Origin of the sequence: Tardiphaga sp. 172_B4_N1_3 (assembly GCF_052076035.1) — a bacterium.
In the GTDB taxonomy this organism is placed as follows: Bacteria; Pseudomonadota; Alphaproteobacteria; order Rhizobiales; family Xanthobacteraceae; genus Tardiphaga; species Tardiphaga robiniae.
Genome location: NZ_CP197238.1, coordinates 2308347 through 2328642 on the forward strand (window position 1 = coordinate 2308347; position 20296 = coordinate 2328642).

18 protein-coding genes are annotated in these 20296 nt (G+C 61.9%); 6 read left to right on the forward strand and 12 right to left on the reverse strand.

Features of this window, described 5'->3' with window-relative positions; genetic code table 11:
- Positions 1 to 56: 56 nt before the first annotated feature.
- Positions 57 to 1697, reverse strand: a complete 1641-nt coding sequence (locus tag AB7783_RS10780; protein ID WP_441277611.1) for a flavin-containing monooxygenase — start codon at positions 1695 to 1697, stop codon at positions 57 to 59.
- Positions 1698 to 1830: 133 nt separating this feature from the next.
- Between AB7783_RS10780 and AB7783_RS10785 the strand changes: the two genes are divergently transcribed.
- Positions 1831 to 2748: a LysR family transcriptional regulator gene (locus AB7783_RS10785; protein ID WP_441277612.1), complete on the forward strand. Its 918-nt coding sequence runs from the start codon at positions 1831 to 1833 to the stop codon at positions 2746 to 2748.
- A 204-nt stretch (positions 2749 to 2952) separates the two neighbouring features.
- Here AB7783_RS10785 and AB7783_RS10790 read toward each other — a convergent pair whose 3' ends face one another.
- Entirely contained in the window at positions 2953 to 3915 is a 963-nt protein-coding gene (locus tag AB7783_RS10790) for a Bug family tripartite tricarboxylate transporter substrate binding protein (RefSeq protein WP_441277613.1), read from the reverse strand.
- Between the two features lie 208 nt (positions 3916 to 4123).
- On the opposite strand from AB7783_RS10790, the gene AB7783_RS10795 reads away from it, so the two are divergent.
- The 3 genes from AB7783_RS10795 (at position 4124) to AB7783_RS10805 (ending at position 7225) form a co-directional block, all read left to right on the forward strand.
- Complete coding sequence (locus AB7783_RS10795; RefSeq protein ID WP_441277614.1) at positions 4124 to 5035, forward strand: LysR substrate-binding domain-containing protein; 912 nt, start codon at positions 4124 to 4126, stop codon at positions 5033 to 5035.
- Positions 5036 to 5138: 103 nt separating this feature from the next.
- Entirely contained in the window at positions 5139 to 6305 is a 1167-nt protein-coding gene (locus AB7783_RS10800) for a CaiB/BaiF CoA transferase family protein (RefSeq protein WP_441277615.1), read from the forward strand.
- Entirely contained in the window at positions 6302 to 7225 is a 924-nt protein-coding gene (locus AB7783_RS10805; RefSeq protein ID WP_441277616.1) for an HpcH/HpaI aldolase/citrate lyase family protein, read from the forward strand. Before AB7783_RS10800 ends, AB7783_RS10805 begins: the two co-directional genes overlap by 4 nt.
- Positions 7226 to 7397: 172 nt before the next feature.
- Here the strand turns inward: AB7783_RS10805 and AB7783_RS10810 are convergent, their stop codons facing one another.
- Positions 7398 to 7706: a hypothetical protein gene (locus AB7783_RS10810; protein ID WP_441277617.1), complete on the reverse strand. Its 309-nt coding sequence runs from the start codon at positions 7704 to 7706 to the stop codon at positions 7398 to 7400.
- 151 nt (positions 7707 to 7857) lie between these two features.
- On the opposite strand from AB7783_RS10810, the gene AB7783_RS10815 reads away from it, so the two are divergent.
- The gene (locus AB7783_RS10815; protein ID WP_441277618.1) at positions 7858 to 8250 is read left to right on the forward strand and encodes an AprI/Inh family metalloprotease inhibitor; all 393 of its coding nucleotides are present in this window, start codon (positions 7858 to 7860) and stop codon (positions 8248 to 8250) included.
- A 65-nt stretch (positions 8251 to 8315) separates the two neighbouring features.
- On the opposite strand, the gene AB7783_RS10820 is transcribed toward AB7783_RS10815, so the two are convergent.
- The 5 genes from AB7783_RS10820 to AB7783_RS10840 form a co-directional block, all read right to left on the reverse strand.
- Positions 8316 to 8585 (reverse strand): hypothetical protein, encoded by a 270-nt coding sequence (locus AB7783_RS10820; RefSeq protein WP_068732448.1) that lies wholly within the window; start codon positions 8583 to 8585, stop codon positions 8316 to 8318.
- 1396 nt (positions 8586 to 9981) lie between these two features.
- Positions 9982 to 11466 (reverse strand): Asp-tRNA(Asn)/Glu-tRNA(Gln) amidotransferase subunit GatB, encoded by a 1485-nt coding sequence (gene gatB / locus AB7783_RS10825; protein WP_441277619.1) that lies wholly within the window; start codon positions 11464 to 11466, stop codon positions 9982 to 9984.
- A 91-nt stretch (positions 11467 to 11557) separates the two neighbouring features.
- Positions 11558 to 12526: an aliphatic sulfonate ABC transporter substrate-binding protein gene (locus tag AB7783_RS10830; RefSeq protein ID WP_441277620.1), complete on the reverse strand. Its 969-nt coding sequence runs from the start codon at positions 12524 to 12526 to the stop codon at positions 11558 to 11560.
- Between the two features lie 2 nt (positions 12527 to 12528).
- On the reverse strand, positions 12529 to 13647 hold the full coding sequence (locus tag AB7783_RS10835; protein ID WP_441277621.1) for an LLM class flavin-dependent oxidoreductase: 1119 nt from the start codon (positions 13645 to 13647) through the stop codon (positions 12529 to 12531).
- A gap of 15 nt (positions 13648 to 13662) precedes the next feature.
- On the reverse strand, positions 13663 to 14721 hold the full coding sequence (locus AB7783_RS10840; protein WP_441277622.1) for an ABC transporter substrate-binding protein: 1059 nt from the start codon (positions 14719 to 14721) through the stop codon (positions 13663 to 13665).
- A gap of 127 nt (positions 14722 to 14848) precedes the next feature.
- Here AB7783_RS10840 and AB7783_RS10845 point away from each other — a divergent pair, with 127 nt between their 5' ends.
- Positions 14849 to 15733: an aliphatic sulfonate ABC transporter substrate-binding protein gene (locus tag AB7783_RS10845; RefSeq protein WP_439077493.1), complete on the forward strand. Its 885-nt coding sequence runs from the start codon at positions 14849 to 14851 to the stop codon at positions 15731 to 15733.
- A gap of 62 nt (positions 15734 to 15795) precedes the next feature.
- Here AB7783_RS10845 and AB7783_RS10850 read toward each other — a convergent pair whose 3' ends face one another.
- The 4 genes from AB7783_RS10850 to AB7783_RS10865 form a co-directional block, all read right to left on the reverse strand.
- Positions 15796 to 17184 (reverse strand): patatin-like phospholipase family protein, encoded by a 1389-nt coding sequence (locus tag AB7783_RS10850; RefSeq protein WP_441277623.1) that lies wholly within the window; start codon positions 17182 to 17184, stop codon positions 15796 to 15798.
- A gap of 202 nt (positions 17185 to 17386) precedes the next feature.
- Positions 17387 to 18484: a sensor histidine kinase gene (locus tag AB7783_RS10855; protein WP_439077495.1), complete on the reverse strand. Its 1098-nt coding sequence runs from the start codon at positions 18482 to 18484 to the stop codon at positions 17387 to 17389.
- An 87-nt stretch (positions 18485 to 18571) separates the two neighbouring features.
- Positions 18572 to 20050 carry an Asp-tRNA(Asn)/Glu-tRNA(Gln) amidotransferase subunit GatA gene (gene gatA, locus AB7783_RS10860; protein WP_441277624.1) on the reverse strand — a complete coding sequence of 493 codons (1479 nt, stop codon included), beginning with the start codon at positions 20048 to 20050 and terminating at the stop codon, positions 18572 to 18574.
- Positions 20051 to 20284, reverse strand: a complete 234-nt coding sequence (locus AB7783_RS10865; RefSeq protein ID WP_068732436.1) for a hypothetical protein — start codon at positions 20282 to 20284, stop codon at positions 20051 to 20053.
- Between the last annotated feature and the right edge of the window lie 12 nt (positions 20285 to 20296).

The following is a 20296-nucleotide window of genomic DNA, read 5'->3' on the forward strand; positions in this document are numbered from 1 at the left end:
GCGGCGCCGACTCCTCTTGCCCGCGGCTTTCGCTCCGTCGGCCTCGGCATGGGCAGCTAGCTCAGCGCGAAGCCGCGATAACCGCTTTGCGCAACGTCGTCACAGATCGAGGTGTAGCGCGCCAATCCACCGGCATAGGGCATGAAGACACGCGGCTTGCCCGGTACATTGGCGCCAAGATACCAGGACGAGCTTGCCATGGGCAGCAGCGTCGCATCCGCGGCTTCGTTGACATGCGCGACCCACTTTTCGGTCGAGTCGGTATTGGCCTCGATCCGCTTTTGGCCGTTCGCGCGCATGTCTCGGATGCAATTGGTGATCCAGTCTACATGCTGCTCGATGGCAATCGGCATATTGCACAACACCGACGGGCTGCCAGGACCGGTGATGGTGAACAGATTCGGGAATTTCGGCGACTGCAGGCCAAGGTAAGTGCGCGGGCCGGCCGCCCAGGCATCCTTCAGCTTGATACCCTGGCTGCCGCTGATGTTCAGATTGACGAGTGGTCCCGTCAGTGCGTCGAAGCCTGTCGCGAACACGATGATGTCGAGCGCGTAGTCCTGCTTCGTCGTGCGGATGCCGTTCGCCCTCACCTCGACGATCGGTTCTGCCTTGAGATCGACCAGCAGCACATTGTCCCGGTTGAATGTTTCGAAATAGCCGCTGTCGATCGGCGGACGCTTGGTCGCAAAGCCATGATCGCGTGGCGTCAGCATCTCTGCGACCGCCGGATTCTTGACGACGGTCTTGATCTTGTCGCGGAGGAAGTCCGAAGCCGTGAGGTTTGCCTCGACGTTCTGCAGGACATCGGAAAACGATGCACGGAAGCGCAATCCGCCGCGCTCCCACGCCTTTTCATAGATCTCCTGCCGCTCCGCATCGGACACCGACAGCGCGGAACGCGTCGAGATCGTGAACGGATGTCCGTTGGTACCGGCGCGTGCCAGCCGCCAGATCTCGTCGTAATTGTCCCTTGTATGCTTGATGTCGTCCGCCGTCACCGGGCCGTTGCGCGCCGGAATGCTGTAATTTGCCGTACGCTGGAAAACCGTGAGATGTTTTGCCTGCTCGGCAATGACAGGTGCGGTCTGAATCCCGGTCGATCCGGTTCCGATCTGGCCCACACGCTTGCCGCTCAAATCGACGCCCTCATGCGGCCACAGGCCGGTATGGTACCATTGGCCCTTGAAGCTCGCGAGGCCCTTGATATCAGGCACATTGGCGGTCGAGAGACAGCCCACTGCCGTGATCAGGAATGGAGCGGCAAAGGATTGTCCGTTCTTCGTCTGTACCGTCCACAGATTGGCATCGTCATCGAACGCGGCCGAGGTGACTTCAGTGTTCAGTCGGATATCGGGCTTGAGATCGAGCTTGTCGGCGACGAAATTCAGATACTTTCGGATCTCCGGATGTTCGGGATAACGCTCGCTCCAGCTCCATTCCTGCTCGATCTCCTTGTTGAAGGAGTAGCAGTAGTAATAGCTCTCGGAATCGCAGCGGGCGCCCGGATAGCGGTTCCAGAACCAGGTACCGCCGATGCCATCGCCTTTTTCGAGTACGACAACGTCGAGGCCGAGTTCGTCCCGTAATTTGTGCAACTGGTAGAGGCCTGAAAATCCGGCGCCGATAATGATCGCGTCACAGGCATGGCTCGATTGTTCGTTCACTGCAAAAGCAGCGCGCTCGTTGCTCGCCAACGGCCGTCTCCCCGTTCGTTCATGAGCGGCTTCGCATGGCCGCGCTATTGCCTCGAAGGCTAGAGATTTGCCGGATGGCTTTCCATACTCTATCGTTCAAACCTGATGTGAATTTCCGTCACAAGAGAAAAACGTGAACCGCTACACAGAGATGCAGGTTTTCGTCAGGGCCGCGGAAGACGGCAGCTTCTCTGCAGCGGCCCGAAACCTTGCCATCACGCCGTCCGCAGTCAGCAAGCTGATTACGCGGATGGAAGAACGGTTGGGCGCGCTGTTATTCCGCCGTGCGCACCGCAACATCGTCATGACTCCGGAGGGAGAGGTCTTCTATCGGGCGGCGCTTGCAGCCATCGAAGCCGTCGAGGCCGCTGACGCGACGATCTTCAGCGGCAAGCTCGGTCGCGAAACCCTGCGCATTCGCTCAATGCCGATCTTCGGGCAGGTCATCCTCGCCAAGAAGCTCCCGGAGTTCTGCCGGCAGCATCCCAACCTTCAGGTCGAACTTCAGCTGCGGATCGATCCCGGGCCGCTACTCGACGAGGGAACGGACGTTGCGATTCATGTTGGCCACCTCCATGACTCCTCGCTCGTGGCCACGCGATTTACGAGCACGCGATGGATCATTTGTGCGTCGCCGAGCTATCTGGCCGAGCATGGCACGCCTTCACATCCCGACGAGTTGACGGACCACGCCTGTCTCAATTTTCATTCGTCCATTGCCGCCAGCACATGGACCGTTCGCGGTGCCGATGGCTTGTCCACACCGCTCGCCGTCAAGAGCCGTGTACGCTCGAACCAGGCTTCGATCCTTATCGAGTTCGCGCGCGCTGGCCTCGGCATCGTGCGATTGGTCGAAGTCCAAATCGCCGACGATCTCGCCCAAGGCCGCTTGGTCGAGCTCTTTCCGGAACATCAGTGCCCGGAGGAACATCCCATCTATGCGGTGTATCAGAGCCGCCGACTGGTAAGTAACCGTGTCAGGGTCTTCTTGGACTTCCTCAAAACGAAACTACCCGATCCGCCGCCTTGGCGGTATTGGCGGGACCAATAGACGTCCGCTCTGCGCCACAAGCAGCCTGTCCAACTCAAAATAACTTAATGCCTAAGCGTGACGTTAAGTTGCTCACGGGCGAGCATCTGGGCTCAACAGCGCCAATCAGATCCCGCCCATGCAAAGACACTTAACCTCGAGATAGTCATCGATCCCGCCTAGCCGCGCTGCGATCTCGCGAGAGATAAAGTCATCTCGCGCGTGTCAGGGTTCGAGCTTTGCTTCCTTCACGATGATCGACCAGCGGTCGACCTCCGAATTGATGAGTTGCTGCAGGGCCGTGCGGCCTTGCGCAGATGGCGCCTGCGCCGCCAGTTCGGCGAAGCGCGCCTTGACGTCTTCATTCTCGAGCGACTTGGCGAGCGCCGCTTCCAATCTGGCGATCACTTCGGGCGGCGTGCCGGCAGGGGCCGCCAGCGCATTCCACACTTGCAGATCGAATTTCGGCAGATTGCTTTCGACGAAGGTCGGCACGTCGGGCGCCTGCACCAGTCGCTGCGGCCCGGTGACGCCGATGGCCCGCACCAACCCGTTCTGATGCGCCGGAATCATAGTGACAGTTTGGTCGATCACCGCATCGATATTGCCAGCGATCAAATCCTGGATGGCAGGCCCCGAACCACGATAGGGCACTAGCATCGCGTTGGTCTGCGTCAGATAGAGTAACATCGCTGCGGCGAGCTGCGCGGTTGAGCCCGCCCCGGATTGCCCGAAGGTGATGCGGTTGTTCGGCACCTTGAGGCGCTCGACCAGTTGGCTCAGATTCTCGATGCCGCTCTTTTTGCTAACCGAAAGCATCATCGGGACATTCGCGAACACGCCAATGCCGGTCAGGTCCTTGCGCGGATCGAAGCCCAAATTCGGGTACAGTGGCACGATCGCCGCCATCGAGCCCATATTGCCGAAATTGAGCGTGTAGCCGTCGGGTTTAGCCCGAACCACACGCTGGGTGCCGATCGTGCCGCCGGCGCCACCGACATTCTCGACGATCACCGTCTGTTTGAGTTCGGCGCCGAGCGCCTTGGCGAGAATGCGAGCCAGCACGTCCGTGGTGCCACCGGCCGCATAGGGCACGACTAGCGTGATTGGGCGGTCCGGATAGCTGTCCGCCCGTGCAGACGTAAGCGAAGCTGCGATCCAGAGCAGTGCAATAAACAGACGGCGCACGTGGAGCCTCCCCTTGATATTTGTCGATGGGCGCTTGGCGCGCCTTTGTCGTCCTTCTGGCATACTCGCCGGGGCTCCGTCCCATAGGCTGTTGCTCTGAGGGGTATAAGATCAGGCACCGGCCGCATCGCCATCGCTGGCAATGGCCAGCGAAGTTCGGTTCGGTGTAAGGAAACGAGCTTGCCCGCATCTTCACTGGATCGATGCCTTGGAACTGAGACAGCTTCGCTACTTCGTCAACGTGGTCGACATGGGCAGCCTGTCGAAGGCCGCGGTGCTGCTCGCGGTGTCGCAGCCCTCGCTGAGCCAGCAGATCGCCGCGATGGAGCACGACCTGGGCGTGCCGCTTCTGCTGCGTAGCGCGACGGGCGTGAAGCCAACCGATGCGGGCGCCAAACTGTATCGTCACGCCCGCATCGTATTGCGGCAGATGCAGGAGCTCACGGCCGACATTGCTGACGAGGGCAGCGGCGCCGTCGGACCCGTGGCCGTCGGCCTTCCCACCAGCATCGCTTCAGTGCTCGCCGTGCCGCTGGTGGAGCGCCTGCGGCACGACCATCCCGGCGTGAAGCTCCAGCTCTTCGAGAGCTTCAGCGGCTATCTCAACGAGTTGCTGGCCAATGGCCGCCTTGACATGGCCATCCTGTTTCGCGGCTCCGACGCGCCGGGCATGACCGTCAGGCCGCTGTTTACCGAGCAACTGTCTGTGTTCGGCGCCCCCGGTATAGGCGATCCCGAAGCGACAACCTGCGATCTCGCATCCCTGGCCGATGTCCCGATGGTCCTTCCGGACAGAACCAACGGGCTGCGCCTGCTGGTCGAGCAAGCTTTCTCGGAAGCCGGCGTGCCGCTGAATGTGATGTCCGACATCGACTCCCTGCCGGTTATGATGAAACTCGTGCGCAACGGCACCGCCGCGACGATCAACTCCTCCGGGGTCGCCCGGGTCGCAGAAACACCCATCCTGTCGAGACGGCTGGTGAACCCCGCCATCAATCGCACCGTGGGCCTCTGCCTGCCCACCGGCATTCCGCAGACCGCGGCCGCACTGGCCGCGGAGGAGACCATCCGCACGCTGGCGCGCGAACATGCGGCGATCTGGGACAAGGGCAATGACTGACGCGCTATTGGTTCAGCCTATACCTGCGATGGCAAACCAGTATGCCCCCTGCGTGCACCGACGCGGCTAAAGAGTGCGCGGAGCAAAACTGTCGGGACAGCAGATGGACCAAGAAAAGCGCGCTTTGCCACTGTCGGGCGTCACCGTGGTATCGCTCGAACAGGCGATTGCTGCGCCCTTGGCCAGCCGACATCTCGCGGATTGGGGCGCCCGCGTTATCAAGATCGAGCGGCCGGGACGCGGCGATTTCTGCAGGGATTACGACTTCGTCCTGAACGGCATGTCGAGCCAGTTCGTCTGGACCAACCGGTCGAAGGAAAGCCTGGCGCTCGACATTAAGCAGCCGCAGGACCGCGACGCGCTGGAAAGCCTGCTCGCCGGCGCCGACGTCTTTCTGCAGAACCTGGCGCCGGGAGCGGCGCAGCGGCTCGGGCTGGATGCGAAGGCTCTGGTTGAGCGCTTTCCCCGCCTGATCGCCTGCGACATCTCCGGCTACGGATCGGGCGGGCCGTATAGCCACAAAAAGGCCTATGACCTGCTGGTGCAATGTGAGACCGGCCTGCTCTCGATCAACGGTTCGGAAGACCATCCCGCCAAGGGCGCCATCGCCATCGCAGATATCGCCACCGGCATGTATGTGCTGAACGGCGTTCTGATGGCGCTCTATGCGCGCGAACGCACCGGGCGCGGCACCGCCTTCGAGGTGTCGCTGTTCGATGCGATGACCGAATGGATGAGCTATCCCTCGCTCTATACAGCGGGCGCCGGAAAGCCGCTGAAACGGACCGGCATGCGCCACGCCACGATCGCGCCCTACGGTCCGTTTCGCGCCGGCGACGGCAAGACGGTGTTTTTCGGAATCCAGAACGAACGCGAATGGCTTTCGCTCTGCACGAACGTCCTGGATGACGCCGATCTCGCCATCGATCCGCGATTCGTGACTAATCCGGATCGTATGACCAACCGCGACGAGCTCGAACGTCTGATCGAAAGCCGCATTGCCGGCACCACCAGCGACCAATTGCTGGCCCAGTTAGAGCTGGCCTCGATCGCCAATGCGCGCCTCAACAGCGTCGAGGAATTTCTCGATCACCCGCAACTGCACAGCCGCCATCGCGTCGTCGATGTTGAAACGCCGAACGGTGCTGTCACCAGCTATCTCCCGGCCATCACGATCCCCGGCCTGACGCCGCAGATGGGTCCGGTCCCCGCGGTCGGGCAGCACACCGACGCGATCCTCTCTGAACTCCGAGAACGAGCCCGCTTATGAGCGCCCCTCGACTGACGCGGACCTATCTTGCCGTACCGGCGCATCGCGAACGCATGGTCGAGCGCGCCGCGGGATCTGCGGCGGACGCCGTGTTTCTCGATCTCGAAGACGCTGTCCCCGTCGGCGAAAAGAACGTCGCCTTGCGGACGGCGATCGATGCCATCACGCGGCTGGACTGGGGGCAGAAGACCGTCACGGTTCGCATCAATGCGATCGACAGCCCGTCCATCGCGGAGGAAGTCGAAAAACTGTCCGGCCTCGCAAGGCTGGACGCCGTCTTGCTGCCGAAAGCGGAACGCGTGGCCGATGTGATCGGCATCGGCCAGCGGCTGTCGCAGCATCGCGGCGACCGAAACCATCCGCTGGAGCTTGAGCTCCTGATCGAAACCGCGCTCGGCGTGGTCAATGTCGATGCCCTCGCCGCTGCGCATGCGACGGTCGCCGCGCTGCATTTCGGTGTCGGCGATTTCAGCGCCTCGATCGGCGCGCGCAGCGACGAGATCGGATTGTCCCCCCGCGACTACAGGCACGTCGCCTCCGCAGCGGAGGAGCACCGGGAAACAGCGCTCGATCTGTTCGCCTATCCGATGATGCGGATCCTGATCGCGGCGCGCGCCTTCCAGCTGAGGGCGATCGACGGGCCCTTTGGCACATTCCGGGACAACCAAGGCACGCTCGGCTCCGCGGTTAAGGCGGCAAGCATGGGCTATGACGGCAAGCAGGTGATCCATCCCGACCAGATCGAGCCGACGCGGTCCGCATTCGTCCCGTCAGCCAGCGACATCACTTCGGCGAAACGTGTCATCGAAGCGATGCGTGCCGCCGAACGGGACGGGCATGGCGCCGTGACACTGGACGGCCGGATGCTCGATCTCGCCAATGTGAGAATGGCCGAGCGCATCCTTCGCTTTGCGTCATAAAGGACTGCGCCCGGTTCGCTCGCGCTTGCTTCTCGCAAACACACGTTGCTGCATCGTCGGATGGCTTGCAACAGCCGCTGAGAACGAGAATTTACAGCGGTGCTGTCACGTGCACGCCCTCCCGGGACGACGCTCCCGGTCGCCGCCGAGTCGTCACACTTGGATAACGGATCTACCAAGTCTGGTTCCGCGAATTGTCTCCAACGCCATAGCCGTAGCCGGGATAGGACTGCGATACCCCGCCTGCCCCGCCAACATAGCTGCCAAAGGCATCACGCGGAGATGTGCGCCTCACCTGCCGGTTCTTGCGTGCCGCACTGATATCGGTGGATGTGACAGCAGCGGGCGCGCTGATCGATTGCGGATATGCGGGCGCCGATGCAGCAACTGCAGGCTGGGCTGCGCCAACGGCAATAACCACCAGACTCGCAAGGCCGCTGGCGCGGATGATCGATGGGAGCGTGAGTTTCTTCGTCGACATGGCATTGTCCTTTTTGTTGCGCGGCCTCTCGGCCTCGTTGCAAGCGACGAGACAGACATTGGGGCGCACATGCCGGTTACAATCGCGACGCTCGTAACAAGGCCGTGACGTGGCTACGGTACATTTGAACGTATGCGAGGGAGTGCGCGATATGAAATGGGCTGCCGTGATGGCCGTCGCGATGGCGATCTCATCTGCCGCATCGGGGCAAACCCTCAAGCTGATGGATCTCAAGGAGGTCGATCCGGCGATGCTCAAGGATATTTACGGAGCCTGGGAGCTCCAGGACGTCAAGGGCAGGAAACGCTGCCGCGTCATTTTGAAGAGCGAAAGCACCATCGGCGGTTCACAGATCGACGTGGCCAAGGACTGCGCCAGGACTTTCCCCGTCATGGACGAGATCGCGGCGTGGCGGCTTTATGAGGGATGGACGATCGGCTTTGCCGACGCGACCCGCAAACTGCGCATCCGGTTCTCGACGCCGAACAACCGCTATGTGGCGGAGCCGGAGACCGACGGCATCTTCACCATCGTCAAGAGGTAGCGGCTCATCACACTGCCCCGGCGAGCATCGCGCCTGCCGAACCACCGCGAAAACACGTAGTCGGATCAGTGAACCGTCGACAGCCAGGCGCGGGCATCGCGCTGCGCGGCGGCGATCTCGACATCCGACATCATCTCGGCGACTTCGCGGCGCATCGGGATGGCATCGACCCGGCCCTTGAGGGCAGCGAGGTTGAACCACTTGTGCGCGGCGACGAGATCAACGATCCCCGAACGGCCCGACGCCCAATACAGACCGCGCTCGAACAGCACGTCCTGGATGGCGGTCTCTGCGATCGGCATCGCAGCTTCAAAATCGATCTGCCCCTGAAACATCGGTCATTCCTTTTTTTAGTTTTGCCGCCCCCAACCGAGCGCGGCCCCTGTCCGTTATTTGATGCAATCCCAACCGCCGTTTGCCGGCTTGTTGGGATCAATATGACCGATCAAATTTGAAGAGCAGTTTAAGTATCGGGATGAACGAAATCTGAAGAGCCGAAGCCGAAACCGGCTCATACGCCGCCAAAAACCCAGCATTTATGCGGGTTTTCTGCATTTTCGCGGAATTCGGTTTACCCTGCTGTTTGGGGATGCCGTAACCATCTCGGCAGCGTCGGCGACCAGGGATATTAAAAGGGCCTGCTCCACGCATGCGACGACGCCAATGCGAGATACGTCACAGCGAGCAGATCAAAAGCTATTCGGGATCGGGACATTCAAAGCGCCGGGGATGAACCGCACCGGCAAAAACGAGGGCGTCGGCAACACGTCAGGATCATATCTCATGTGGCCGGAGCCACCGATGAAACTGCGGACCAATGATCCGCACCGAATAAAGAACGCCAATCACGGAATGACCGGCTTCTTTGCCGGACCGGCTCGCGGCGAGAGCAAGCTCTGCCTCGAAGTGACGGTCCAGCCGTTTGACCTGATGTCTCGCCGACACCCTCTTTCGTCGACCAGAGCTGCGATCAATATCCGCTTCGAGAAGCAAATTGTCGTCGTGGCCCTCGTGACGTCGCCGGCGTTGCCACCGGCGTCGATCGTGGCAGAAGAAGTTACTTCTTCTTGGCGACCTTCTTGGTCTTCTTCGCGGTCTTCTTCACAGCGCTCTTCGCTGCCTTCTTGACGGTCTTCTTGACTGCCTTCTTCGTAGCTTTCTTGGCCATGTTGCCCTCCATAAAGAGATGACTTGATCGCTGCGTGCACTCGGGAATCGAAATGCACTTCATCCCGAATACACCAACGATTTCAAAAGAACAGTCTCTCGCTTAAGGAAGTGTTGATGAGCGCAACGCGCCACTTCCCCCACGGGCTCAGTCACAACTTGAAATCCGGCATGCGGGGCGGTGCGAGAAACGCCCGGAAACGCTGCGTCCATAAATGTCAAGATTGCAGAAAGTGCTTATTTTTTCCGAGCGCCCGCGATTCGTACTACCAAACAACTACACAAACTTTTGCCGCTCCCAGACGTGAGTCGGGGCACTGAAAACAGGTGCTGCGGACTCTGAGTCGGTATTTTTGGCAATGAAAATATTTTTCGGGAAAACGCGTTCGCGACTTATCGGTGCTGGCCACAACCGCACTTTCTGTCGACTGACGGCATGCCGATTCGCGATCTAATTCCGCGCGCGCGACCGTTCATCGCCTACGTTACGACGCGCCAACGCGGTCCGCTGAAACGAAAACGGCGCCGCTCAAGGCGGCGCCGCGGTCATCGAAAGGGTAATTGTCAGATCCCGAGTTTGCTCTTGAGGAGGTCGTTGACGACCTGCGGATTGGCTTTGCCGCCAGATGATTTCATCACCTGGCCGACGAACCAGCCCATCAGCGCCGGCTTGGCCTGCGCCTGTGCGACCTTGTCGGGATTGGCGGCGATGATGTCATCGACCACCTTCTCGATCGCGCCGGTGTCCGTCACCTGCTTCATGCCGCGTTCCTCGACGAGCGCGCGCGGGTCACCACCCTCCGTCCAGACGATCTCGAACAGGTCCTTGGCGATCTTGCCGGAGATCACGCCTGAGCCGATCAGGTCGACGATGGCGGCCATCTGCACCGCCGATACCGGCGACGACGCGATGTCCTGGCCTTCCTTGTTGAGGCGCCCGAACAGTTCATTGATCACCCAGTTGGCGGCGAGCTTGCCGTCGCGTGCTTTGTCGGCGAGCCCGGCGAGCGTCGTCTCGAAGAACTCAGCACTCTCGCGCTCGGCCACCAGCACGGCGGCGTCATAGGCCGACAGGCCGAACGCGCTGATGAACCGCGCCTTCTTCTCGTCCGGCAGTTCCGGCAGCTCGGCTCTCAGCGCAGCGACATAGTCCTCGCTGAATTCCAGCGGCAGCAGGTCGGGATCCGGGAAATAGCGGTAGTCATGCGCCTCCTCCTTGGAGCGCATCGACCGGGTCTCGCCCTTGTTGGGGTCGTAGAGCCGCGTCTCCTGATCGATCACTCCACCATCCTCGAGGATACCGATCTGGCGCCGGGCCTCGAAATCGATGGCCTGGCCGATGAAGCGGATCGAGTTGACGTTCTTGATCTCGCAGCGGGTTCCCAGGGGATCGCCCGGCTTGCGGACCGAGACGTTGCAATCGGCGCGCAGGTTGCCCTTCTCCATGTCGCCGTCGCAGGTGCCGAGATAGCGCAGGATGGTGCGGAGCTTCGACACATAGGCCTGCGCCTGTTCGCTTGAGCGCATGTCAGGCTTGGAGACGATCTCCATCAGCGCGACGCCGGAGCGATTGAGATCGACGAAGGTGTTGGTCGGGCTCTGGTCGTGCACCAGCTTGCCGGCGTCCTGTTCGAGATGCAGGCGCTCGATGCCCACGATCGCGGTCTCGCCGTCCGCAAGCTCGATCGTGACCTCGCCCTCGCCGACGATCGGCGACTTGTACTGGCTGATCTGATAGCCCTGCGGCAGGTCCGGATAGAAGTAATTCTTGCGGTCGAAGGTCGAACGCCGGTTGATCTGCGCTTTCAGGCCCAGCCCGGTGCGGACCGCCTGCTTCACGCATTCCTCGTTGATGACCGGCAGCATGCCCGGCATCGCCGCATCGACCAGCGAGACATGGCTGTTCGGCGCACCTCCGAACTCCGTGGACGAGCCGGAGAACAGCTTGGCGTGAGAATTGACCTGGGCGTGGATCTCCAGGCCGATGACCATTTCCCAGTCGCCGGTGGCGCCCTTGATGAGCTTGGAAGGTTTGACAGGTGCGTTCATGGAGCGGTTTCTACCGCGACACGAGGCGCGGGAAAACCCCTCCTCGCGCGTTCCCGCAGCATTGCTGCGGCCCGGACCGGTCTTGCAAGCGTCAGCGGCCCACGGCGATGACGTGATCCTTGATCGCCGCAGGCTTCGGCAGCAGCTTGCTGCCCACCAGCCAGTCATTCAGGCCCTCCAGTGTCACCAGTTCCTTCTCGCCGACCGGAACGGGTTCGTCGTTCCGGTAATTTGCCACCCGGGTGGCGACCACGGGGCTGAGCTTCAGCTCCTGCACCCACAGGCGTGCGGCTTCCTCGCGATTCTGCTGAGCCCACCGCGCCGACTCCCTGAGATCCTCCAGGACATCCTTCAGAATATCCGGATGCTCCGCGGCAAACGGCGTCCGCACGACATAGACAACGGCATTCTGCGAACCGAAATCGCTCGCCTGCGCAATCACGCGGGCATCCCCGTCGACCAGCGCGGTGGGGAAGAAGATGCTCCAGGCTGACCATGCGTCCACATGGCCGTTGGCAAAGGCGGCAGCGGAATCCACCGGACTGAGGAAAGCGCGCTTGACCCCCGAGGACGGCACACCTGCCTTTTCCAAGGCCTTGGTCAGTTGATAGTCGCCGGTGCCGCCGCGATTGACCGCCACCGAGCGGCCGGCGAGATCCGCGACGGTCTTGATGTCCGACCCGTTCCTGACCACGATGCCCGAGGAATCCCCGGCATCCCACTGATAGGCAAAGAGCGAAATCGGTGCGGTGCCGACCAGCGACGAGATTGCCGCGCTTGAACTTCCGATCGTGATGTCGATCGCATTGGCATTCAAGGCTTCCGCCGCCGGCGCATAGGCGATGAACGGCCCGACCCAGGCAACCTTGACGTTCCTGGCCGCCAGACGCTTCTCCAGCGTGCCGCGCAGGCGGCTGATCGACAGCGGTTCAGGTCCGCGCAGGAAGCCGAGCCGGACTGTCACCGGAGTCGCCGGAGTTGCGGCCACGCTCGCTGACGTGGAGGCAAGCCCGATCAGAAACGCGGCGACAGCCGCCCGCAGGAAAGTAGAGCGCAACATCGTCAACCTCGTGCAGCGTTGAAGAAAGGACCGATCGGATGTGCCGTTTGTCGCCGGTCACCACGATCGAACGGAAGCAGTGGCAGCAGCAGGTCCGCCACGCGGTAGGTTTCCTCGAGCAGAGGCTGGCCAGAGACGATGAAGGTGTCGAAACCGACATCGCGATATTCCAGGATGCGCGCCGCGACCGTTTCCGGATCTCCGACGATGGCGGTGCCCGGCCCGTTCCGCACCAGTCCGAATCCGGCCCAGATATCCGGATAGATCTCCAGCTCCTGCGCGTGTTTGGGCTTCTGCGTGCTGACAATCTCTCGCATCCGGCGCTGGCCGACGGAGTCGGAGGCGGCATTGCGCGCCTGGGCGCCCTGCACCGCAGTGTCGTCCATGCGATCGAGCAGCCACTGCGCGGCATCCCACGCTTCCTGCTTCGTCTCACGGACGATCAGATTGATCCTGATGCCGAATTTTACGTTGCGACCGAGCGCCCTGGCACGATCGCGCACCACCTTGATCTTCTCCGCAGCCTGGGGCGGCGGCTCGCCCCATGTCAGGTAGGTGTCGGCATGGCGCGCCGCGACGGACAGCGCGGGCTCCGACGAACCGCCGAAGAACAGTGGCGGATACGGCTTCTGCACCGCAGGCAATTTGAGTTGGGCGTTGCGCAGGTTAAGGTACTTGCCCTGGAAATCGACCACCTCGCCCGTCATCAGCCGGCGATACAGGCCCCAGTATTCGTCGGTGAGCGCGTAGCGTTCGTCATGAGCGAGCTCGATGCCGTAAGGCGGCATCTGGTGCTGCTCGCCGGTGACCATGTTGAGGATCAGTCGGCCGTCCGAAAACTGGTCGAAGGTCGCCGCCTTCTGCGCCAGCATCAGCGGCGCGACGATGCCCGGATGCACGGCAATGATGAACTTCATGCGCTTGGTGAGCGGGATCAGCGACGCGCCCAGAACCCAGGCATCATGCTCGCCGCCACCGGTCGCCAGCAGCGCGCCCGTATAGCCGAGCTGATCGACCGCGCGTGCGATCTGCGCGAGATAGTCATGATCGACCGGGCGCCGGCCCTTGGCGTTCCAGGGATACGGGCCATCTTGCGGGATCAGGTACCAATAGATCTCCATCGTAACCTCCCAGCCTTACTTGAGCAGCTCATGCGCGAGCGCGAGCGGCTCCGGGTTGATCCAGCCGGCCACGTCGAAATCCCTGACGATGAAGCCGTGGCGCAGCAGGAAATCCTTCTGGCTTGCCAAGCCCCGTTTCCTCACATCCGAGAGATCGAGCCCGAAACTTCGCGGCGCGGCCGATCCATAGGCCGCGCGCGCCTCGTCGGCCGAGCGCCCGACCTCCTTGCCGATGATGTCGAACACCTCGGCCGGATGCCCCTGTGCCCAGTGCGACGCCCGCAACAGCACTGCGAGATAGCGTGCCACCAGATCCGGGCGCTCGAGCGCAGTGCGCCGATCGACCGTCACCGGCCGCGGATTGCCGTTGTTGACGCGCAGCAACGGATCGTCCTGCTCCGCCAGGTTGATCAGCGACCGCAGTCCATGCGTCCCCACGGTTCCGAGCCCCGGCGCGCCCTTCACATAAATGGCATCGACCTCACCGCGCGCGAGCGCCGCGGCTTCGAGCTCGTGAAAGCGGCCATTGGCGACGCCAGCCGCCACGGCGAATGTCGGCTGATCGCTGGTGATATCGACGAGTTCGCTGTCCGGGAGGTGCAGCCCGGCAATCCCGAGACCGGTCTCGATGCCGCGTAGCGACATGGCGCGCGCGAAATCGACGCGTTGGCCGTCTTGCCGCGGCAGACCGATCCTTCTGCCGCGAAGGTCGGCCAGAGAATGAATGTCCGAATCCGCGCGAACGACGATGGCCTGGTATTCATCTATCCACGTCAGCGCCACGGTTACCGTGTCGCGTCCTTCGGACCGCGCCCAGATCGCGGGAATGTTGCCGCCTTCGCGAAACAGGCCGGGCAGCGAATGATCGAAATGCGAAATGTTGACGCGCGGATCTTCGGAATCGCGGATCGATCGAAGTACGATTCCGGACGTCGCGAATTCATCGCGCAGCAGCCCTAGATCAAGCGCTATGCCGGACGCCGTCGGCACAGGACAACGCGTGTACCAGAGCTCATTGACGGAGGATGATTTTTCAAACTCACGCGTTGCCAGACGTTCCGTCGTTACAGTCATCGGCATCTCCTGTAAGTAAATCGAGCGCGTTGCGAAACTTCGATAGACCATCATCGATGGATGAACGACCGAAAAAGAGCGTCGAAGTGTAGTTTGAAATGAACACGCTGCTATCAGGAGAGATGTAATGACATTTGTTCTTCGCATTGGCGTCCACGCCAACAATCCGTCTCTTCTTGTGCTCAGCCAGAACGGGTCGCTCGAAAAACGGATCTCGGCGCGCGGTGGAAGCGTTGAATGGGTGAAGATCGCGGCAGGCGCACGCACTGTCGAATATGTCGGCGCCAATCTGATCCAGATCGGCGGCACCGGCCTGACACCGCCTATCGCCGCGCAGGCCAAAGGCGTGCCGATCGTTACTTTCGCCGCATCAGAAGCGCGCGCAGTCGGCGGCATCTATGTTCGCAAGGACAGTCCGTTGAAAACGGTTGCCGATCTCGCCGGCAAGACGATCTCGCTCGGTGTCGGCTCGTGGCTGCAGGCCCTGCTAGCAACAGCGCTCGACCGTGCCGGCCTGACCTGGAACGATATTGTGCCGCTCGATCTTACCGAGCCGGAGTCACGTCAGGCATTGTTGGCTGGCGACATCGATGCGTGGGTTTCAGGCGGAGGACTTCGTGGCGGCGCGGATGAGATCCGGGCCATCGCCAACACCGGCGATCTCGTCACCAACCCGTCGGTGTTTTTCGCACGCCGCGATTTCGCCGATGATAATCCGAACATTATTGCGGACACAGCGAGCGCCTTGCACGAAACGGATCGCTGGATTGCGCAGCATCCGGCAGACGCTGCAGCGATCCTCGCACGCGTCGCCGGGGGGCCGCTCGACGCCGCCGAATGGGAAAAGCACATCGCACAGCGCCCATGGGGCATCCATCAGGTCGACGACAGGTTCATCACCGAGCAGCAGAAGGCAGCCGATCTTTTCTTCAGGTTTGGTCTGCTGCCACGCAAAGTCGATATTCGCGATGCAATCTATCGCCACCCGCTTAATCTCGATCGCGCTGCGTAACATCCAATCCCGGAACGCATGAACGGGTAAGAACCGCTTGTCGCATTCCGTTAGGAGGCCGGCTATATCCCCGAAGCGAAAGCCCTGAACACGGAGCTGGCACGCAACGTCTCGCGACCGGCCAGGATCAAGTCATCGACCTGTCCCTGCGGCAGCTGGAAACGCGTCGGAACGGCTTCGAGCACTGCGGCACGCGCCGGATCTAGCTGATCGAACCCAAGCCGGCCGACGAAGAGCTGCAGATCGGTACAGCGCCAGCCGGGCCGCGCGCCATAGCGGGCTCGCTCTGCCGCCGACAAGCCGCAGCGCCACTTGATCAGCGAGGACTGCCAGTCCTTCATGGTCCGGTCGAAGGCGGTGTAGCTGGAGCCGATGCTCGCATCCATAGTAGTGTCCACCGCAGCCTTGATCAGATCGACGCCTTCAGGCCCTTCCACCGTATTGATCCAGTTGCCGGAGAGACCGACTTTGGAATCCACCACCATGAAGATCCCGCGGCGCAGCCGGACCGCCTGCTGCGGCGTCATCGGGCCATAGGGCGTCTCGGAGGATTCGCGCACGATGGTCAGCGCAGAGACGCCGTAATTGTCGACCAGCCCGCCATCCATCAGCTTGATGTAGGGCACCGCGCCGTCGCGGTAACGCATCACTGCCTTGGAATAGGCACTCAACATCGGCGACGCATTGCGGTTCGCGGCTGCGCGCGCGACCCAAGGCGGCAGCGGCTCGTTGCATGTGCCGGGGAAGGCCTGCACCACGGCCGGCGCAAAGGCGAGCGGCACCGCGGCCGACGCAGCCACGGCGCCCGACAGCGGATACTTGCTGAGATCGCTGCAGATCGCGGCGAAGGCCGTGTTGTCGAACACGAACGGCACGCGGTTATAGATATCCGAGGCGTTGATCCAGACCCGTGGCGAACCGCTATTTCGCAGGCTGCCGAAGGTCGCATTGTGGAACAGGTTGGCGTCGAGCCAACTCGTGAAGCCCTTGGAGTCATTGATGCCGCCGCCCAAGGCACGGCCGATAGTACCTAGCGACAGCTGCGTCGTCAGTCCGGCCTCGGCATTCTGCAGCAGGAAACGTTCACGGAAGTCCGACAGCGCGGCGCGCTTCTTGAGGCCGAAATAGGCGGCGGTCACCGATCCGCCGGAGACGCCGGACAGAAAATCGATGCGTTCCAGCATGGTGTCGGATGCACCGCGCATGCGGATGCTGCCCAGTTCTTCCAGGACACCGAACGAAAACGCCGCAGCGCGCGTGCCACCGCCTGAGAACGAAAAACCGATCAGCAGGTCGTCCTGCTCGGCAGCATCCTTGAAAACGGCGTCGAGATTGGGATCGAGGGAGGCGCCGGCCAGCGGCACGTTGGCGGGAAGGTTGTAGACCGACGTACAGCCCAGCAGCAGCGCACAGGTCGTGACCACGACACCGATCGAACGCAACGCACTCATCACTTCTCTACCGATCCCACAAGACGGCCGCACCAAACGGCACGGACCGTGTCCGGACGGTCCCCAATCCGGAATCTCAATCAGATATTACCGTAAAGCGTTGCAATTCGATGCAAACTGACGATCCGGCACCAATCGCGCCAGCAACGTGGCTAATGAATGGTGAAATAAGGTGCGCGCCAAAATGGCGCGGCGCCAATCCTCAATTCAGCTGCGTGCCAGGCGCGGCATCAAATACCAGCGTGAACCAGCTGCCCTGCCCGCGAATGCTCTCGGCGTTGAACTTCACGTTCGGCGCATTCTCTTTGAGCGTCTGCAGGATCAGCGCGCCGAGCTTGCGCGGCGACGGCCACTCCTGGCCTTCGCCAAGGCCGATGCCGTCATCGGCGACAACCACCGTGACGTGGCCGCCTTCCAGCTTGCAGATCAGTTTGATCTGACCGCCGGCACGGCCGATGAAGGCGTATTTCAGCGCGTTGGTGAGCATCTCGTTGACCAGCAGTCCCGCCGGCATCGCGATATTGATCGACATCGGGCAATAGCCGACCTGCAGATCGAGCGTGATATCCGCCGTCGCGCTGGCAGCCATCACCGCATTGGCGATGTCCGATAGATACTGTCCGAGATCGATCTCGGGCGTCGCATTCTCGTCGGACAGCGTCCGGTACAGCACCGTCAGCGCATCGATCCGGCTCGCCAGCCGGCCGAGCGCAACAGCCTCGCCTTCCACAGCCGAGCGGGCTTCGAGCCGCACCAGCGCGGTGATGAGCTGCAGATTATTCTTCACCCGATGCTGCAGCTCGCGCATCAGCATGTCGCGGTCGCGTATCTGGTTCTCGAATTGCTCGATCTGCGCACGCTCGCGGCCGCCGACATCGACCAGCGCGGCGATCCGGAAATTCTCGACGCCGTCATCACTCTCGATCACCGAGGCATAGGCCTGCACGATCACCAACCGCTCGACCGGCACCGACGGCCGGAAAACACCGATGAAGTCCTCGCCATCGCGGATCGCTTCGCCCAGCGTCTGGCTCTGGTTGTCTTCGTTGAGAAAGCCGTCGAGGCAGGTCCAGCTCTGGCCTTCGACATCGGCCGGCGCCATTGTCATCAGTTGCTCGAAGGCCTTGTTGATATAGACAACCTGCTGATCGCTGCCCAATCCGCGCGAGATGGCGAGCGCAACGGGAACATGATCCAGCAGATGCTTGTAGCGATCATTCTCGATCGCCTGCGCAAGCTTCGGGGAACCCAGAATCTGATCGACCTGTTGGGAAGGCGGAAGCCCGTCGTCGGTGCTCATGCACGGTCCATGTTCATAGGCAAACCATGGCCAAGTGCACCGCGAAACGCAATGTCAAACGCGCAACACTTCACGCGGATGATGATGTCAGGCCCACCACTTGGGCGGCGTGAAACGCCCCGATGCCTGCTCGATGGTTTCGCCGAGCGAGAACAGCGTCTCCTCGTCGAACGGACGACCGATCAATTGCAGCCCAAGCGGCAATCCCTGCACATCCTTGCCGGCGGGAACCGCGATACCCGGCAGGCCCGCCATGTTCACCGTCACCGTGAAGATGTCGTTGAGATACATCTCGATCGGATCGGCGCCGCCCTTCTCACCAATGCCGAAGGCGGCCGACGGTGTCGCCGGCGTCAGGATCGCATGGATGCCCTTGGCGAAGCACTCCTCGAAGTCGCGCTTGATCAGCGTGCGGACTTTTTGCGCGCGGAGATAGTAAGCGTCGTAATAGCCGGCCGAGAGGACATAGGTCCCGATCATCACGCGGCGGCGCACTTCCGCGCCAAAGCCTTCAGCGCGGGTATTCTCATACATGTCACTGATGCTGCGGCCGGGCACGCGCAGGCCGTAGCGCACACCGTCATAGCGCGCGAGGTTCGACGAGGCTTCGGCGGGCGCCACGATGTAATAGGCCGGCAGCGCGTATTTAGTGTGCGGCAACGACACGTCGACGAGTTCGGCACCGGCGGCCTTGAGCTGCGCAGCGCCTTCCGACCAAAGCTTTTCGATCTCGGCCGGCATGCCGTCGATGCGATATTCCTTGGGAATGCCGATCTTCATACCCTTCACGGACTTGCCGATCGCCGCCTCGTAGTCCGGCACGTCGCGATCCACGGACGTCGAGTCCTTCGGATCGTAGCCGGCCATCGAGCGCATCAGGATCGCGGTATCGCGCACGGTGCGCGCGATCGGCCCGGCCTGGTCGAGCGAGGACGCGAAAGCGACCGTGCCCCAGCGCGAGCAGCGGCCATAGGTCGGCTTCATACCGACGATGCCGGCGAACGCCGCAGGCTGGCGGATCGAACCGCCGGTGTCGGTTGCAGTGGCGCCAAGGCAGAGACCTGCGGCGACGGCCGATGCCGAACCGCCGGACGAGCCGCCGGGCACCAGATTGACGTCGGAGCCGTCGCGCCGCCACGGATTGATCACCGGACCGAAGAACGACGTCTCGTTCGCCGAGCCCATGGCGAATTCATCATTGTTCAGCTTGCCGAGCATCACGGCCCCGTCACGCCACAGCTGTGCGGTCACGGTCGACTCGTAAGGCGGCACGAAATTCCCGAGGATCTTCGAACATGCGGTTGTGCGCACGCCCTTGGTCGCGAACAGATCCTTGATGCCGAGCGGGACGCCACCAAGCCAGCCGCCCTCGCCTTTGGCGAGTCTCGCGTCGGCCGCCTGCGCCATGGCGCGCGCCTGATCCGGCGTCTCCAGCACATAGGCGTTCAGCACGCGTGCGGCTTCCATCGCCTTGAGATGCGCATCGGTCAGTTCGACTGACGTGAAGGATTTGGTCGCAAGGCCGTCACGCGCCTCGGCGAGTGTCAGCGACGTCAGATCTGTCATCTATTTATTGACCGGGCTGCAAAAGAAGGGAGAGAGCGTCTTGTCGTTTTCAGGTGCATCTTTTTTGAAAGAGCTGCGGCGGAGCTTGTCGTCAGCCTCCTGTGCGGCCTGAACCTTGTCGAGGATGGCATCCATGGCCGCGTCGACGTCCTTGACCTTCCCCTGACGCTCCATCTCGTCGAGGTAGTCCATATAGAGCTGATAGGACTTTTCATCGTCGCAAAGCAGGCACATGGCGGTTTCCGT